Source organism: Microbispora cellulosiformans, from assembly GCF_008728085.1.
Taxonomy (GTDB): Bacteria; Actinomycetota; Actinomycetes; order Streptosporangiales; family Streptosporangiaceae; genus Microbispora; species Microbispora amethystogenes.
The window spans coordinates 183,801-200,151 of record NZ_VYTZ01000012.1 but is presented as its reverse complement, the minus strand read 5'-3'; the positions used below and the strand labels follow the sequence as shown (position 1 = coordinate 200,151).

14 protein-coding genes are annotated in these 16,351 nt (G+C 73.2%); 12 read left to right on the top strand and 2 right to left on the bottom strand.

Annotation, left to right across the window (positions count from 1 at the left end):
- The first annotated feature begins 38 nt into the window (after positions 1-38).
- The 9 genes from F5972_RS39010 to F5972_RS28575 all read left to right on the top strand — a co-directional run bounded on the left by F5972_RS39010 (position 39) and on the right by F5972_RS28575 (position 10,565).
- Entirely contained in the window at positions 39-668 is a 630-nt protein-coding gene (locus tag F5972_RS39010; protein WP_150937733.1) for a hypothetical protein, read from the top strand.
- Positions 669-787: 119 nt separating this feature from the next.
- Positions 788-1,816: a COG1470 family protein gene (locus tag F5972_RS28610; RefSeq protein ID WP_191910353.1), complete on the top strand. Its 1,029-nt coding sequence runs from the start codon at positions 788-790 to the stop codon at positions 1,814-1,816.
- Between the two features lie 97 nt (positions 1,817-1,913).
- On the top strand, positions 1,914-2,468 hold the full coding sequence (locus F5972_RS28605; protein ID WP_150937729.1) for a hypothetical protein: 555 nt from the start codon (positions 1,914-1,916) through the stop codon (positions 2,466-2,468).
- A gap of 112 nt (positions 2,469-2,580) precedes the next feature.
- Positions 2,581-3,972: a class II fumarate hydratase gene (locus tag F5972_RS28600; RefSeq protein ID WP_150937727.1), complete on the top strand. Its 1,392-nt coding sequence runs from the start codon at positions 2,581-2,583 to the stop codon at positions 3,970-3,972.
- 67 nt (positions 3,973-4,039) lie between these two features.
- Positions 4,040-4,813, top strand: a complete 774-nt coding sequence (locus tag F5972_RS28595; protein ID WP_150937725.1) for a 3-hydroxybutyrate dehydrogenase — start codon at positions 4,040-4,042, stop codon at positions 4,811-4,813.
- Complete coding sequence (locus tag F5972_RS28590) at positions 4,798-6,774, top strand: helix-turn-helix domain-containing protein (RefSeq protein ID WP_150937723.1); 1,977 nt, start codon at positions 4,798-4,800, stop codon at positions 6,772-6,774. Before F5972_RS28595 ends, F5972_RS28590 begins: the two co-directional genes overlap by 16 nt.
- A gap of 76 nt (positions 6,775-6,850) precedes the next feature.
- Positions 6,851-8,188, top strand: a complete 1,338-nt coding sequence (locus F5972_RS28585; protein ID WP_150937721.1) for an MFS transporter — start codon at positions 6,851-6,853, stop codon at positions 8,186-8,188.
- Complete coding sequence (locus F5972_RS28580; RefSeq protein ID WP_191910352.1) at positions 8,188-9,552, top strand: 3-hydroxybutyrate oligomer hydrolase family protein; 1,365 nt, start codon at positions 8,188-8,190, stop codon at positions 9,550-9,552. Before F5972_RS28585 ends, F5972_RS28580 begins: the two co-directional genes overlap by 1 nt.
- Positions 9,549-10,565 (top strand): alpha/beta fold hydrolase, encoded by a 1,017-nt coding sequence (locus F5972_RS28575; RefSeq protein ID WP_150937719.1) that lies wholly within the window; start codon positions 9,549-9,551, stop codon positions 10,563-10,565. Before F5972_RS28580 ends, F5972_RS28575 begins: the two co-directional genes overlap by 4 nt.
- A 27-nt stretch (positions 10,566-10,592) precedes the next feature.
- Here the strand turns inward: F5972_RS28575 and F5972_RS28570 are convergent, their stop codons facing one another.
- The gene (locus F5972_RS28570; protein WP_150937717.1) at positions 10,593-12,641 is read right to left on the bottom strand and encodes a glycosyltransferase family 2 protein; all 2,049 of its coding nucleotides are present in this window, start codon (positions 12,639-12,641) and stop codon (positions 10,593-10,595) included.
- Positions 12,642-12,735: 94 nt separating this feature from the next.
- Entirely contained in the window at positions 12,736-13,425 is a 690-nt protein-coding gene (locus tag F5972_RS37515) for an aggregation-promoting factor C-terminal-like domain-containing protein (protein ID WP_225311981.1), read from the bottom strand.
- Positions 13,426-13,639: 214 nt separating this feature from the next.
- Here F5972_RS37515 and F5972_RS28560 point away from each other — a divergent pair, with 214 nt between their 5' ends.
- From F5972_RS28560 to F5972_RS28550, 3 genes are read left to right on the top strand one after another with little or no spacing between them, the layout of a single operon-like run.
- Positions 13,640-14,314 carry a response regulator transcription factor gene (locus F5972_RS28560; protein WP_117409270.1) on the top strand — a complete coding sequence of 225 codons (675 nt, stop codon included), beginning with the start codon at positions 13,640-13,642 and terminating at the stop codon, positions 14,312-14,314.
- Entirely contained in the window at positions 14,311-15,756 is a 1,446-nt protein-coding gene (locus F5972_RS28555) for a sensor histidine kinase (RefSeq protein ID WP_150937715.1), read from the top strand. Before F5972_RS28560 ends, F5972_RS28555 begins: the two co-directional genes overlap by 4 nt.
- The gene (locus F5972_RS28550) at positions 15,753-16,346 is read left to right on the top strand and encodes a hypothetical protein (RefSeq protein WP_150937713.1); all 594 of its coding nucleotides are present in this window, start codon (positions 15,753-15,755) and stop codon (positions 16,344-16,346) included. Before F5972_RS28555 ends, F5972_RS28550 begins: the two co-directional genes overlap by 4 nt.
- Positions 16,347-16,351: the final 5 nt, after the last annotated feature.

Sequence of the window (16,351 nt, the reverse complement as noted above, 5' to 3'; positions counted from 1 at the left end):
CGACGGCCGGCCCCGCCCCCCATGGATGGAGCCATCTCATGAGAATCACCAGGACCACGCAGATACTCGCCGCGTCGGCGCTCGGCCTGACCCTCACCGGCCTCAGTGTTTCCCCCGCCCTGGCCGACGACCCCGGCGCCGGCATCGACGTCTCGGTCACCATCACCCCCACCACCACCCCCGGCCAGATCTCCATGACCGTCGCCGACAACAACGGCGTCTCTCTGCAGGAGAACGGCTCCGACGCCGCCGCCCGCCAGTTCGTCGGCACCCTGCCCACCGTCACCGTCACCGACACCCGCACGCCCGCCGAGATCCCCGACGGCGAATTCTGGGCCGTCGTCGGCCAGGCCAGCCAGTTCACCGCCACCGGCAGCGGCATCGCCCCCATCGGCCCCGAATACCTCGGCTGGAAGCCCCGCCTGCTGTCCGACACCACCACCGGCGCCGTCGCCGCCGGCGAACCCGTCTCCTCCGTCGTCTCCGACGGCTCCGGAGCCCCCACCGTCGGTCTGCAGGGCCAGGAACTCCTCGTCTCCACCGCCGACTCCGCCACCGAGATCGGCACCTCGAAGGTCAACGCCGACCTCGCCCTGCGCACCCCCGTCGACGTCGCCGCCGGCGAATACCACTCCACCCTCACCCTCTCCCTCTTCAACCAGACCTGACCCGCCCGGGAACCATCCCGACCGGAGGCAGGAACGGACCGCCCCAGTGCGAACGTCCGGAACGTGTGCGAGTCTGACTCAACGTTCCGGACGTCCGCATTGAGACAGGAGACACCTCTGTGACCAAGAGCCGTTCGCGGGGCGCCTTCGCCCTCCTCGCCGTGCTTCACGCTGTCGGCGCGACCGTCTTGGTCGCGCTGGTCGCGTTCGCCACCCCGGCGAGCGCCGACACCACCTGGTCGGTCGTACCGGCCAATGCCAAAGGCCCCGACGGCCGCAGCGTCATCGACATCGACCTCGCCGGCGGACAGCAGGTGACCGAGCACATCGCGGTCATCAACCGCTCCACCCAGCCCGTCGACTTCGCCATCGACGCCAACGACGGCTACCTCACCGCCAAGGGCTACTTCGACATGCGGCCCTCGGACGTCAAGCCGACCGACGGCGGCTCGTGGATCGAGATCCCCGACAAGGTGACCATCGCCGGCGGAGCCACCGCCGTCGTGCCCGTCAAGGTCTCGATTCCCCAGAACGCGACGCCGGGAGACCACCCCGCGGGGGTCACCGCGTCCATCGACACGATCTCCGGCCAGGTACGGGTCCAGAACCGGGTGGGCGTCCGCCTGAACATCCGGGTGACCGGCAACTACGTGGCCAAGGTCGCCGTGACCGGCCTGCGGGCCGACTACCACTGGTCGTGGAACCCCTTCTCCCCCGGAACGGTCGACGTGAGCTACACCCTCGCCAACGTCGGCAACGTCCGGCTGGCGCCCGACGCCCGGGTCCTGACCTCCTCCTTCGCCGGGGAGAACACCTGGGACGACAAGTCCGAGGCCAAGGCCAGAGAGATCATGCCGGGCGGCACCCGCACCTTCAGCGCACGGGTGACCGGCGCCTGGCCCATGGGAACGATCGACACGACCGTCATGGCGATCCCCGCTCCCGCGGGCAAGCCGCTCCCGGGCATCACCGCCGAGCGGGTGGCGAGCGGCACCTCCCTGTGGGCGCTGCCCTGGCCGCAGCTCGCCCTCCTCGCTCTCCTCCTCCTCGTCCTGCTCGCCTTCCGCATCTCGGCCGTCCTGCGCCGCAGGCGGAGGGAGAAGCTGCTCGTCATGGGCGGCCGGAGCACCCCGCCGCTCAGGGCGTGAGCGCCCGGCGCCACGACCCTCACGACGGCCACGAAACGACCCCCCAGCACCACCCCGAGAACCACCCCTGAGAACAACCTGAAGGGCAGCACCACTCGTGAACAAGACACTGCGCCACGCCGTGACCCTGCTGCTGGCCGGGCTCGTGCTGGTGCTCGGAGCATCGGCGGCGTCCGCCGACAACGGACCGATCAAGCTCGAGGTGATCGGAGACGGCGGCCACAACGTCAACGTGCTGGCCACGTGGAAGAAGAACGGCCAGCCCGTCGAGGAGGTCGTCGAGGCGACCCTGACCGCCAAGTCGGCCGACGGCCGTTCCTTCGGGCCGGTACAGCTCATGTCCGCCTCCGAGGGCCAGAACGTCTACCAGCCCGCGGAGCCGCTGCCGAACGGCGAATGGAGCGTCACCGTGACGGCGACCAAGCCGTCCAAGGCACGCGCGACGACGAAGGTGACGGCGCAGGACCTCCAGGCCTCGCCGATGGCCGCGGCCGAGGCCCTCACCCGCGACCGGGCGGCGGCCGCGGCAGCGGACAGCGAGGACTCGTCGGGCTCTCTGCTCAAGATCGGCATTATCGTCCTGGTGGCGGTCCTCGCCCTCGGCGCGTTCGCCGTGATCATGCGGCGCAGAGGGCTGTACGCCCGGCGCTGACCCCGGCGGAGACGGCCCTCGTCGTCGAGCCCTCCCCTGTGCCCGGATCCACGTTCGGAGGGCCGTGGATCCGGGCAGGAAGGGCATCGACGAGCGGCCGAAGGACTGAGGCATGGACGATTTCCGCATCGAGCACGACTCCATGGGCGAGGTGCGGGTGCCCGCCCGGGCCAGGTGGCGGGCGCAGACACAACGGGCGGTGGAGAACTTCCCGGTGTCGGGCCGGGGCCTGGAGCCCGCCCACATCGCGGCGCTCGCCCGGATCAAGGCGGCCTGCGCGAAGGTCAACGCCGAGTACGGCGTGATCGACGAGGACATGGCGCAGGCCGTCGGGGACGCGGCCACCGAGGTCGCCGAGGGCCGCTGGGACGACCAGTTCCCGGTGGACGTATTCCAGACCGGGTCGGGCACCTCCTCCAACATGAACATGAACGAGGTCGTCGCCACGCTCGCGCAGGAGCGGCTGGGCCGTCCCGTCCACCCGAACGACCACGTCAACGCCGCACAGTCGTCCAACGACGTCTTCCCGTCCTCCATCCACGTCGCGGCGGCGTATGCGGTGGTGCACGAGCTCACGCCCGCGCTGGAGCACCTGGCCACGGCGCTGGAGGAGAAGGCGACGGAGTTCGCCGGCGTGGTGAAGTCGGGCCGCACCCACCTCATGGACGCGACGCCGGTCACGCTCGGCCAGGAGTTCGGCGGCTACTCCACCCAGATCGAGCTGGCCCTCGAACGGCTGCAGGCCGCGCTGCCGCGCCTGGCCGAGCTGCCGCTGGGCGGCACGGCGGTGGGCACCGGGGTGAACGTGCCCGGCCCCGGATGGGCGGAGGCGGTGATCGCGGAGCTGAGCCGGACGACCGGCCTGCCGTTCACCGAGGCCAGGGACCACTTCGAGGCGCAGGGCGCGCGGGACGGCCTGGTCGAGCTGTCGGGCATGCTCAAGGTGATCGCCGTCTCGCTCAACAAGATCGCCAACGACCTGCGGTGGATGGGGTCGGGTCCCCGGGCCGGGCTCGCCGAGATCAATCTCCCCGACCTCCAGCCGGGGTCGTCGATCATGCCGGGGAAGGTCAACCCGGTGATCCCCGAGGCCGTCACGATGGTGGCCGCCCAGGTCGTGGGCAACGACGCGGCCGTCACCATGGCCGGGGCCTCGGGCGCGTTCGAGCTGAACGTCATGCTGCCCGTGATGGCGCGCAACGTGCTGGAGTCGATCCGGCTGCTGGCGAACGTCTCCCGGCTGCTCGCCGACCGCTGCGTCAGCGGGATCACCGCCAACGTGGACCGCCTCCGTGAGTACGCCGAGTCGTCGCCGTCCATCGTCACCCCGCTCAACCGGTACGTCGGGTACGAGGAGGCCGCGAAGATCGCCAAGCAGGCGCTCCGGGAACGCCGGACGATCCGGGAGGTCGTCATCGAGCGCGGCCACGTGGCGAGCGGCGCGCTGACCGAACAGCAACTCGACGAGGCCCTCGACGTCCTCTCGATGACCCGTCCCACATAGGGGGCCGGAGAGATATGTCGCCTGCCGCCATGTGCCCGGCCCGGTGTGGTTCCTATCGTGAGGCAGCATGAGCCTTGAAGGCCGTACGGCCCTGGTCACCGGCGCGGGGAGCGGCATCGGCCGGGCGTGTGCCCGCCGCCTGGCCGCCGAGGGCGCGCACGTCGTCGTCGCGGACGTCAACGCCGAGGCCGCGGGCAAGGTCGCCGCCGAGATCGGCGGGACGCCGGTGACCGTCGACCTGTCGGATCCGGAGTTCCTGGTGGCCTGGCGGGGCCGGCTGCCGCCGTCGCCGGACACCCGCCTGCGGGCCGACATCGTGGTGAACAACGCGGGGTTCCAGCACGTGGCCCCGATCGAGGACTTCCCGCCCGAGATCTTCAGCGCGATCATGCGGGTGATGGTCGAGGCGCCGTTCCTGCTCGCCCGCGCCGTGCTGCCGGGCATGTACGAGCGCGGCTGGGGCCGGATCGTCAACATCTCCTCCGTCCACGGCCTGCGGGCCTCGCCGTACAAGGCGGCGTACGTGACGGCCAAGCACGCGCTGGAGGGCCTGTCGAAGGTGATCGCCCTCGAAGGGGCGGCCCACGGGGTGACCTCCAACTGCGTCAACCCCGCCTACGTGCGCACGCCGCTGGTGGAGAACCAGATCGCCGACCAGGCGCGTACGCACGGGATCGGCCCGGACGAGGTCGTGGAGCAGATCATGCTCGCCCCGGCGGCGATCAAGCGGCTGATCGAGCCGGACGAGGTCGCCGAGATGGTCGCCTACCTGTGCGGGCCGGCGGGGTCGTTCGTCACCGGGGCGTCGATCCCCATCGACGGCGGATGGAGCGCCCGCTGACCACCATCCCGGCCCCGGCGTCCGCGGAGGGCGCCCGCGCGTACCTCGACCTGCTCGCGCGGGAGGCGTCGGCGCTCGAGTTCGAGGGCCCGGTCCTCCAGGCCCGGGCGGCCGGCGCCGACTCGGCCACGCTGGAGGAGCTGGAGCAGGCCAAGGTCGCCGCGTTGAAAGTTCGGGCGATGCTGCGCCGGCGGGCCCGGCGGGAGGCCGAGCTGTCGGCGCTGTTCGACACCGCGGGCGACCTCGCCGGGCTGCGCGACCTCGACGCGGTGCTGGAGGCGATCGTCCACCGGGCCAGGCAGCTGCTCGGCACCGACATCGCGTACATGACGCTGAACGACCCCGAACGCGGCGACACCTACATGCGGGTGACCGACGGGTCCATCTCGGCCGACTTCCGGCGGCTACGCCTCGCGATGGGCGCCGGGCTCGGCGGGCTGGTGGCCCAGACGGGCACGCCGTACAACACCGCCGACTACTTCGCCGACCCGCGTTTCCGGCACACCACGACCATCGACGGCGCGGTCCACGAGGAGGGCCTGGTCGCGATCCTCGGAGTGCCGCTGCGGCTCGGCACCCAGGTGATCGGGGTGCTGTTCGCGGCCAACCGCAGCGCCCGGCCGTTCGCGCAGGAGGAGGTCGCGCTGCTGTGCTCGCTGGCGGCGCACGCGGCCGTCGCCATCGACACCGCCCGGCTGCTGCAGGAGACCCGCGCCGCACTCGCCGAGCTGAGCGGGGCGAACGCGGTGATCAGCGCGCACAGCCAGGCGATCGAGCGGGCCGCCGACGCGCACGACCGGATGACCGGCCTGGTGCTGCGCGGCGGCGGCGTGGAGGACGTCGCCGCGGTGGTCACTGAGGTGCTGGGCGGCCGCCTGACCGTGCTGGACGACGAGGGCCGCCCGCTCGTGGGCGAGACCCGCGAGCTCGACGCGGGCGTCTTCGACGCCGCCCAGTCGTCGCGGGCGCTCGGCCGCACGGTCAAGCGCGGCGACGCGTACGTCGCCTCGGTGGACGTCGGGGCGGCGCCGCTGTGCACGCTGGTGCTGCGGACGGACCGGCCGGTGTCGGACACCGACCAGCGCATCCTGGAGCGCGCCGCGCTCGTCACCGCCCTGCTGCTGCTGTTCCGCCGCAGCGTGGCCGAGGCCGAGGGGCGGGTGCGCGGGGAGCTGCTCGACGACCTGGTCTCCCGGCCCGAGCTGCGCGGGCTGCGCGACCGGGCGCGGCGGCTCGGCGTCGACCTCGGCGCGCCGCACGTGCTGGTCGTGGCCCGGCACGACGGGCAGCGGGAGCGGGCCGCCTTCTGGGCGTCGTCGCAGGCGACGCTCGCCCACGGCCTGGCCGCGGCGCGGGGCGACGAGGTGGTGCTGCTGCTGCCCGGCGACCGGCCGGGCACGCTGGCCCGGCGCGTCGCGGCTGAGCTGACCGCCTCGCTCGGGCGTCCGGCGACGGCCGGGGCCGCCCTCGCGGCCGGCCCGGGTGGTCAGGCCGACGAGCAGGGCGGCGATCGGGCCGGTGAGCAGGCCGGTGAGCAGGGTGACGGGCCGGTGACGTCGGTCGCCGCGGCGTACGCCGAGGCGCGGCGGTGCGCCCACGCACTCGTGGCGCTGGGCCGTACGGGCGACGGCGCGAGCGCCGAGGAGCTGGGCTTCGTGGGCCTGCTGGTGGGCGAGCGGCGCGAGGTGGCGGGCTTCCTCTCCGGGGCGCTCGGGCCGGTGCTCGACTACGACGCGCGGCGGGGCACCGCCCTGGTCACGACGCTGAACGCTTACTTCGGCACCGGCGGCTCGCTGTCGCGCACGGCCGAGGCGCTGCACATCCACGTCAACACGGTCACCCAGCGGCTCGACCGGGTGGGCCAGCTGCTGGGCGTGGACTGGCAGGAGCCCGACCACGCGCTGGAGATCCAGCTCGCCCTGCGGCTGCATCGGCTCAGGACCCACATGCCCGACGCCTGAGGTGTGTGGAGCAGGCCCATAGGAGTGACCCCGGTCACTGCGTACCGTGGCGGAACCCCCCATCGGAGGAGTTCCCATGGCAAACACCCCACCTGCCCGGATCGGCAAGGTCGTCGGGGCCAGCCTGATCGGCACCACGATCGAGTGGTACGACTTCTTCCTGTACGGCTCGGCCGCCGCCCTGGTCTTCAACAAGCTCTTCTTCCCGAACGAGGACGAACTGACCGGCACGCTGCTGGCCTTCCTCACCTATGCCGTCGGCTTCGTCGCCAGACCCCTCGGCGGGCTGGTCTTCGGCCACTACGGCGACCGGCTCGGCCGCAAGCGGCTGCTGGTGATCAGCCTGCTCATGATGGGCGGCGCGACGTTCCTCATCGGCCTCCTGCCGACGTACGCCGCCCTCGGCGCCGGCGCTCCCCTGCTGCTGACCCTGCTGCGGCTGGTGCAGGGCTTCGCCCTCGGCGGCGAGTGGGGCGGCGCGGTGCTGCTGGTCTCCGAGCACGGCGACCCCCGCAACCGCGGCTTCTGGGCCTCGTGGCCGCAGGCCGGCGCTCCCGGCGGCAACCTGATCGCCACCGGCGTGCTGGCGCTGCTGGCCGCGGTGCAGCCGGACGACGCGTTCCTCGCCTGGGGCTGGCGGATCGCGTTCCTGCTGTCCGGCGTGCTCGTGCTGATCGGCCTGTGGATCAGGCTCACGGTCGCCGAGTCACCGGTGTTCCAGGAGGCGCTGGCCCGCCAGGAGCCCGCGCCCGCCGCGCCCATCGTCGGCGTGCTGCGCCACCACTGGCGCGACGTGCTGGTGGCGATGGGCGCCCGGATGGCCGAGAACGTCTCCTACTACATCATCACCGCGTTCGTGCTCGTCTACGGCACCACCACGGCGGGCCTGCCCAAGGGCACCGTGCTCAACGCCGTGCTGATCGGCTCGGCGGTCCACTTCGTCACGATCCCGCTGTGGGGCGCGCTGTCCGACCGGCTCGGCCGCCGGCCGGTCTACCTGCTCGGCGCCGTCGGCGTGGGCCTGTGGGCCTTCGCGTTCTTCCCCCTGATCGACACGCAGAACTTCGCGCTGGTCACTCTGGCCGTGACGGTCGGCCTGGTGCTGCACGGCGCGATGTACGGCCCGCAGGCGGCGTTCTTCTCCGAGCTGTTCGCCACCCGCATGCGTTACTCGGGCGTCTCGATCGGCTACCAGCTCGCCTCGATCGCGGCCGGCGGCGTCGCCCCGCTGATCGCGGTCGCGCTGCTCGACGCGTACGGATCGAGCGTGCCGGTCTCCGTCTACGTGGTCGTGGCGGCGGTGCTCACCGTGGTCGCGGTGGTCGCCTCCAGGGAGACCCGCGACCGCGACCTGTCGGCGATCGAACCCGCCTCCGGCGCCGCCCGGGCCGCCGTCGTCGCGAAGGAGGCCTGATGCGCGGGAGAGACCCGATGCGCGGGCGTCTCGCCGGCCTGGCCGCGCTGACGGCGGCGCTGCCCCTCGTGGCCGCCGCCCTGCCCGCCCGGGCCGCGCCGCCCGCGGCCTGCCCCGCGGTGACCGTGCCGGGCGCGGAGAAGCAGGTGACCGCCTGCCTCGCCGACCTCACCACGAAGGGCACCCCGGCCTCCGGCCACACCGACCAGTCGGACTGGTCGGGGCTCAACTCAGCGGGGGCCGTCAACCCCTCCGGCGTCCCCGGCACGCAGATCGACGGCTACTTCCCCGACACCTCGAAGGGGAACACCAACCACGGCTGGAACCACGACGCGCAGTTCGTCATCCGGCTGCCCGAGCGGTGGAACGGCGGCCTCGTGGTCGCCGGTTCGCCCGGCAACCGGGAGACCTACGCCAACGACTTCACGATCTCCGACTGGGCGCTGGCGAAGGGCTACGCGTACGCCGCGACCGACAAGGGCAACACCGGCGCCGACTTCTACCGCGACGGCGTCCGCCCGGGAGACGCGGTCGCCGAGTGGAACGAGCGGGTCAGCCAGCTGGCGTCCGCCGCCAAGACCGTCGTACGCAAGCGGTACGGCAGGCCCGCCCGCACGACGATCGCGGCCGGCCAGTCCAACGGCGGCTACCTGGTGCGCTGGCAGCTGGAGAACCGTCCCGACCTGTTCGACGGCGGCGTCGACTGGGAGGGCGTGCTCTGGCGGGCCGACGGCCACAACCTGCTGACGTTCCTGCCGTCCGCGCTGCGCGCGTACGCGAAGGGCGACACCGCCGGGATCGCGGCGGCGGGCTTCGCCCCCGAGTCCGACTTCCTCTGGCCGTTCCACTACCAGTACTACTGGGACTTCACCCAGCGCGTCTTCCGCGAGGAGTTCGACCCCGCCTACGACGGCGACACCGAGGCGGGCACGCCGTTCTGCGCCTCCGGCACGCCCGGCTGCGACACCGACTACGACTACGCCTCCCGGCCCGCGGCCGTGAAGCAGGCGATGGCGCGGGTGAGCCTCACCGGGAAGATCAAGAAGCCGCTGGTCATCGTGCACGGCACCCTGGACGCGCTGCTGCCGATCCGCGTGGATTCCGACGTCTACGCCAGGATGATCGCCGACCGGCACCGCGACCGGCTGCTCCGCTACTACCGGGTCGAGGACGGCACCCACGTCGACAGCCTCTACCCCGCCTTCCCCGACCGGCTGCGGCCTCTGCTGCCCTGCTTCCGCAGCGCGTTCACCGCGCTGGAGGCGTGGATCGGCAGGGGCACGACACCGCCTCCGAGCGCCACCCTGCCCCGCCCGGCCACGGGCGATCTCGACAACACCTGCACACTGGGAGCAACACCATGACCCTGCCCGTCACGGCCGAGCGGATCCGCACGGACCGTCTCACCCTGAACGTCCTGTCCGTACCCGGGACGTCGGGCGAGCCGGTGCTGTTCGTGCACGGCAACGTCTCCTGCAGCGCGTTCTGGCGGTCCACGATGGCCTCGCTCGGCGAGGGGTTCCGGCCGTACGCGGTGGACCTGCGGGGGTTCGGCGGCTCCGATCCCGAGCCGGTGGACGCGAGCCGGGGCGTGCGCGACTACTCCGACGACGTGCTCGCGCTGCTCGACCGGCTCGGGCCCGTGCACCTCGTCGGATGGAGCCTCGGCGGCGGGGTGGTCATGCAGGTCCTGCGCGACCGGCCGGCGGCGGTCCGCAGCCTGACGCTGGTCAACCCCGTCCCGCCGTACGGCTTCGGCGGCACGACGGGCGTGGACGGCACGCTCAACTCACCCGACGGCGTGGGCTCGGGCGGCGGCGGGGCCAACCCCGAGTTCGTGCGGCTGCTGCGGGAGGGCGACCGCTCGGACGGCTCCCCGCTCTCGCCCCGGTCGGTGCTGCGCGCCACGTACGTCGCGCCCGGCACCGACCTCGGCGAGGAGGAGGACGCGTTCGTCGAGTCGATGCTGTCCACCCGGGTGGGCGACGACCACTACCCCGGCGACTTCCTGCCCTCCGACGTCTGGCCGAACCTCGCGCCCGGCAAGCGCGGCGTGCTCAACTCGATCGCGCCGACGAACTTCCGGATCGACGACCTGCACGAGATCGACCCCAAGCCGCCGATCCTGTGGATCAGGGGCGACCAGGACGTGATCGTGTCGGACACCTCGCTGTTCGACCTCGCGCATCTCGGCGCGATCGGGGCCGTGCCCGGCTGGGACGGCACGCCCGCCCAGCCGATGGTCGCCCAGACGCGGGCCGTCCTGGAGCGCTACGGCGCCTACCGCGAGGTGGTCGTCGAGGGCGCGGGCCACGGCCCGCACCTCGACCGGCCCGCCGAATTCCGCGCGGCCCTGCTCGCCCACCTGCGGGGCTGATCCCCTTTTGATCCCCGGCCGGCCCGTTCAGCGGCGGTCGCGCAGCACCCGTACGGCGAGGCGGCGCAGCGGCGAGGGCGCCCGCGGCGGGGTTCCGGCGGGCAGGACGGACGCCTGCCCGCCGCGGCGGATCGTCAGCCCGAACAGCAGGTCGACGTCCTTCTGCCCGATCCGCAGGGCGGGCCGCCAGAGGCCGGGGCCGAGGCAGTCGTCGCCGCCGAGCCGGCTCACCGGCACCCGCGCGACGAGCTGCCCGGCCACCCGGCCGGGAATCCCCGGCTCGACCAGCGCGGGCACGACCATGCTGCGCCCCCGCCCGTCCTGCTCGCGCAGCACCAGCTCGGCCGGCGGGCCGCCGCTCGGCGGCACGTACGGCACGGGCACGACGACGAAGACGTGCCCCTCCTGCCGGGCCACGGTGGCCCGGGACGAGACCAGCGCGATCGACTCGGGGAACGACCTCGGCTCCACGCACACGCCCAGCTCGCCGCGTTCCGACCAGCACGGCACGACCAGCCTCCCGGGCTCCCCGGCGAGGGCGCCCGCGCAGCTCATCGGATGCGTGGGGCGGACGATCCGGGCCCGGCCCCCCGGCAGGCCCCGCAGCCGCACGTGGATCTCCCACAGCCCGGCGGGCAACGACCGGCCGAGGGCCGCCGAGCCGACGTCGAGGCGCGCCTGGCCGTTCACCCAGACCCGCGCCTGCCCCTCACCGACCGCCCGCCCCCGGCCGCCCGCCGCCTGACCCGCCGCGCCCTGACCTGCCGGGCCCTGACCCGCCGCCGGGCCCTCGCCCACCGTCGCCTGGCCCACCGTCGCCTGGCCGACCGAGCAGTCGACCGGCAGGGCGTACGTCACCCCGGTCTCCGCGTGCCGTACGCAGACCTCCACCCGCGCCCGGCGCACCGCCTCGGTCACGTCGGCCTCCTCGTCGCCGAGCAGCCCGTCGAGCAGTCCCTCCAGGGCCGCCGGCGGTGTCCACAGCAGCCGGTCGCCGCGCTGGCGCAGCCACAGCGGGTTCCCGCCCGGCCGCAGCACCTCGACGCTCAGGTCGAGCAGGAGCGCGCCCCGGTCCCAGCGGAGCCCGCGCAGTTCCGCGCTGATCCCGGTGCCCCGCGACGCCTCGGCGAGGGCGAGCAGCGCGTCGAGCCGGTCCTGCCGCAGCAGCGCCGTACGGGCGCGCAGGTGCGCGGGCAGGTGGACGTCGAGCTCCGGGGGAAACCGGTCGAGCGTGAACCGGCGCAGGAAGGAGAACAGGACCATCCGCTCGTCGGGCTCCGCGGCGAGGAAGCGCGGCCCCGCGAGACGGCGCAGCCCGAGCGCCCGGTACCAGTGGGCCTGGATCCGCCGGCGCTGGGATCCCGGCTCGGTGCAGGCGTCCACCACGTCGAAGACCGCGTTCAGCCCGTCGAAGAGCGCCTCGGCGTCGAGCCGCTCCTCCCCCGCCGTGCCCGGCGCGGCCGGGCCGAGATGGCAGCAGATCTCATCGGACAGCACCGCGACCACCTTCGCGGCGAGGTACGCCCGGGTCACGAAGGCCTGCTCCGACAGCGGCCGGTCGGCGAAGCGGAGCTGACAGGTCTCCAGGAACTCCCGGCTGAACAGCTTGTGCGCGGTGGGCAGCGCGAGGAGGTGGTCGCGCAGCACGTCCGCCCGGTCGCGGTCGCGGGTGAACGCGGCCGGGGGCGGTCCGCCGTCGGCCAGCCTGCCGATCAGGACGTCGGCGTCGGTCTCCACCGCCCGGTCGTACATCCGCTCCAGCGCGTGCGGCTCCAGCCTGTCGTACTGGCCGAGCAGGAAGACGTACTCGCCGCGGGCCACGGACAGGCCGACGTTGCGCCCGCGCGCGGGCGAGCCGGTGTGGTCGAGGTGCAGGACCCGCACGTTGCCGCGCTGCCCGGCGATGGCGTCGAGCCGCCTGCGGGTCCCGTCCGTCGACCCGTCGTCGGCGAAGACGACCTCGTACTCGTACGGCGGCAGCGACTGCTCCAGCACCGAACGCACGGCGGCACCGAAGTCGTCGTTCGAGAGCCCGGGGTTGGACACGGGCATAACCACGCTGACCTTCACACCCATGAGGCCAAGGGTGCAGCGCGGGCCCCGCCGGACGCGCGGGCTTGCCGAAGGATCGACCAACCCTGACCAGAGTTTCGGGGAGCCGTCCGGTGGCTCAGTACCAGCCGGTGGACTGGGAGTGGGCCCAGGCGCCGCAGGGCGTCTTGTAGCGGCCGGCGATGTAGCCGAGCCCCCACTTGATCTGGGTGGCGGGGTTGGTCTGCCAGTCGGCGCCCGCGCTCGCCATCTTGCTGCCGGGGAGCGACTGGGGGATGCCGTACGCGCCGCTGTAGCGGTTCATGGCCCGCTCGTTCCAGTGGCTCTCCCTGTCCCACAGCTTCTCCAGGCAGCCCCACTCGCCGCCCCAGCCGCGCGCCTCGGCCATCTGCTTGCCGAGGGCCTTGTTGCTGCCGGGGTCGGGGGTCGAACCGGGCGGGAAGTTCGCGGGCGGCAGGCCGGCCCCGCCGGGGGCCTTCTCCACGATGTCGACGGGGTCGAGGACCTTCGAGCGGTCGCGGGCCTTCTCCAGCCGGTCCTTGCGCAGGGCCTGGACCGCGTTCTCCTTCAGCGTGTCGGCCTCGGGGTCGGGCTTGGCGGGGTCGAGGGCCAGGAAGTCGCCCGGCTCCAGGGGCTTGGCGGGCGCGTTGGCGTGGTCGACGGCCGTACGGACCGTGTAGAACGTCCCCCCCGCGAGCACGGCCACCGAGACGCCGAGGATCGCGATCCGCTTGGGTGTCAGCCAGCCGGGGCCGGAACGGCCGTTTCCGCCCCGTCGGGACCGGGAGGCGCGGGGGCGATCCTTCAACTGCTGACCAGAGCTCACGGCCAATGAGCTTGCCCTGTCCCGGGGGGTGGTCCGCAACCGAATCGTGGTACCTGTTTGGTGACGTCTTGACCCCACCACCGATCACATGCGCTTTCCCCGCCGGTGTGATTTTGGTCACACCTCGTCTCGTGACAACCCGGCATCGATATTGGGACGAATAGGGGAATCATTGTGTACGTCGCATAATGACCAGGTGGCAGGCATTCTCCTGGTCGAAGACGACCCTTCGGTCCGCACCGGGCTCGAACTCGCGCTCACCCGGCAGGGCCACGCGGTGACCGCGTACGCCACGGGCGAGGAGGCGCTCGACCACATACGCACCCGGCGCCCCGAGATCGCGATCCTCGACGTCATGCTGCCGGGCATCGACGGCGTGGAGGTGTGCCGCCGCATCCGCAGGCTCGACCCCCTGCCGATCATCCTGCTCACCGCCCGGGGCGACGACCTCGACGTGGTGGTCGGGCTGGAGGCCGGCGCGGACGACTACGTGGTCAAGCCGGTCGAGCCCCGCGTGCTGGACGCCCGCATCCGGGCCATCCTGCGCCGGCTGGAGTCCGCCTCGCCCGACCGGCTCGTCTTCGGCGACCTGGTGATCGACCGCGGCGCGCTGAAGGTGAGCCTGGCCGGCCGGGAGATCCACCTCACCCCGACCGAGCTGCGCCTGCTGCTCGAACTGGTCCGCCGTCCCGGCCAGGTCCTCACCCGCCGCTATCTCCTGCGCGCCGTCTGGGACCACACGCACGTGGCCGACTCCCGGCTGGTCGACGCCTGCGTGCAGCGCATCCGCGCCAAGGTCGAACCGGTGCCCGCCGACCCCGTCTACATCCACACCGTGCGCGGCTTCGGATACCGCTTCAGTCCGCCATGACCTGGCTGCCCTCGGGGCTGCGGGGGCGGCTGGTGATCACCTTCCTGCTGGTGGCGGTCACCGCCTCCGCCGTCGTCACCGGCCTCGGATACCAGATCGTCCGCCGCGGCCTGCTGGACCGCGCGGAGCGGGGCGCGGTCGCCGACGTGCGCGAGACGCTGTCCAGGACCACCCTGCCGATCGGAGTGAGCGACGTGGTCTGGCCGAGCGACGCCACCGTCACCGAGGACGACCTCGGCCAGGTCGTGCACGCGCTGGAGGCGCCGGAGCGCACCGTGATCGTGACGTACGGCCGGCTCCTGCGGACCAGCTCCGGCTTCGAGTTCACCATCGCCGACGTGCCCCGCCGGCTGCGCGAGCAGGCGGCCGGGCGGCTGGTCCACCAGCGGGTGCTCCTCAGGCGCCGGCCGTGGCTGATCGTGGCCACGCAGATCCAGCGGGAGACCGGCCAGGGAGTGGTGCGGCCGACCGGCCTGACGGCGTACGTGTTCGTCCCCCTGTCGGAGGAGGACGCCGTCCTCTCCCGCCTGCGGACGGCCCTCGCGCAGGCCGGGGGGATCACCCTCGTCCTGGCGCTGACCCTGGCCCTGCTGTCGGCCCGGCGCGTGCTGCTGCCGGTGCGCCGGCTCGGCGCCGCCGCCCGCGCGCTCGGCTCGGGCGACCTGCGCGTCCGGCTGCCCGTACGCGGCAGGGACGAACTGGCGGAGCTGACCGCGACGTTCAACGAGACGGCGGCGGCGCTGGAGGAGACGGTCGGCGAGCTGCGGACACTGGAGTCGATGTCGCGCCGGTTCGTCGCCGACGTCTCCCACGAGCTGCGCACCCCGCTGACGGCGATGACGGCGGTCACCGACATGCTCTCGGAGGACGCCGAGAACCTGCCGGACGACGCCGGGGAGGCCGTCCGGATCGTCGTCCGCGAGATCGGCCGGCTCCGGGTGCTGGTCGAGCACCTCATCGAGATCAGCAGGCTGGACGCGGGCGCAGCCAGGCTCCACCGGGAGACCGTCGACGTGGGCGACGCCCTGGCGGACTGCCTGGAGGTGCGGGGCTGGGCCGACAAGGTGAAGCTCACCGTGCCCGTCGGCCTCACCTTCTCGCTGGACATCCGGAGGTTCGACGTGATCGTGGCCAACCTCGTCGGCAACGCGCTCAACCACGGCGCGCCGCCCGTCGTGGTCACCGCCCGGGTGCGCGTCCGCCCCGACGCGTCGCGGGGCCTGGAGGTGACCGTGCGCGACCACGGAAAGGGCATCCCCGAGCACGCCCTCCCGCACGTCTTCGAGCGCTTCTACAAGGCGGGCGCCGACCGGGCGCGGAGCGTGGGCAGCGGCCTCGGCCTGGCCATCGCCAGGGCCAACGCCGAGTTGCACGACGGCTCGGTCACGGCCGAGCGCCGCGAGCCCGGCATCCTCTTCCGGCTGTGGATCCCCACGCCATGACCGGTATCGGACACGGCCGGGGACGGCGGGCCGGGACGGCGGGCCTGCGCACGACCCTGATCACCACCCTGCTCACGGCCCTGCTGGCGGCCTCCGCGGCCTGCGGGGTCGGGCCGAGCGAGGTGGTCGACGCCGGCCCGGCGCCGGCCATCAGCGGCACCCCGACCCTCGTCACGATCTACCTGCTGCGGGACGGCAAGCTGCGGCCCGCCCGCGTCGCGGCGCGGTCCGCGCACGTCAACGACGTCCTCGACGCGTTGTTCAAGGCGAGCGGACGGCCCGCGAACCGCCTGTCCACCGCGCTGACCGGGCTCTCGCCGGCCCAGACGCAGCTCGTGAGGTACTCGCCGTACGAGGGCAGCCGCAACGACCCGGACAGCACGCTGAGCCTGCGCGTGCGCCTGTTCGTCAGCGGATGGAAGATCTCCAGGGCGGCCATGGCCCAGATCACCTGTACGGCCCGGCTGAGCCCGGAGGTCTGGGCCGTGGAGATCGCCCACGTGGCTCCCGGCAGGAACGGGCGGCTGAAGGCCCACACCTGCCGGGAGTACTGGGACCTGGCCCCCGAGGACGGCCAGCTCCCACCCTGACGGGA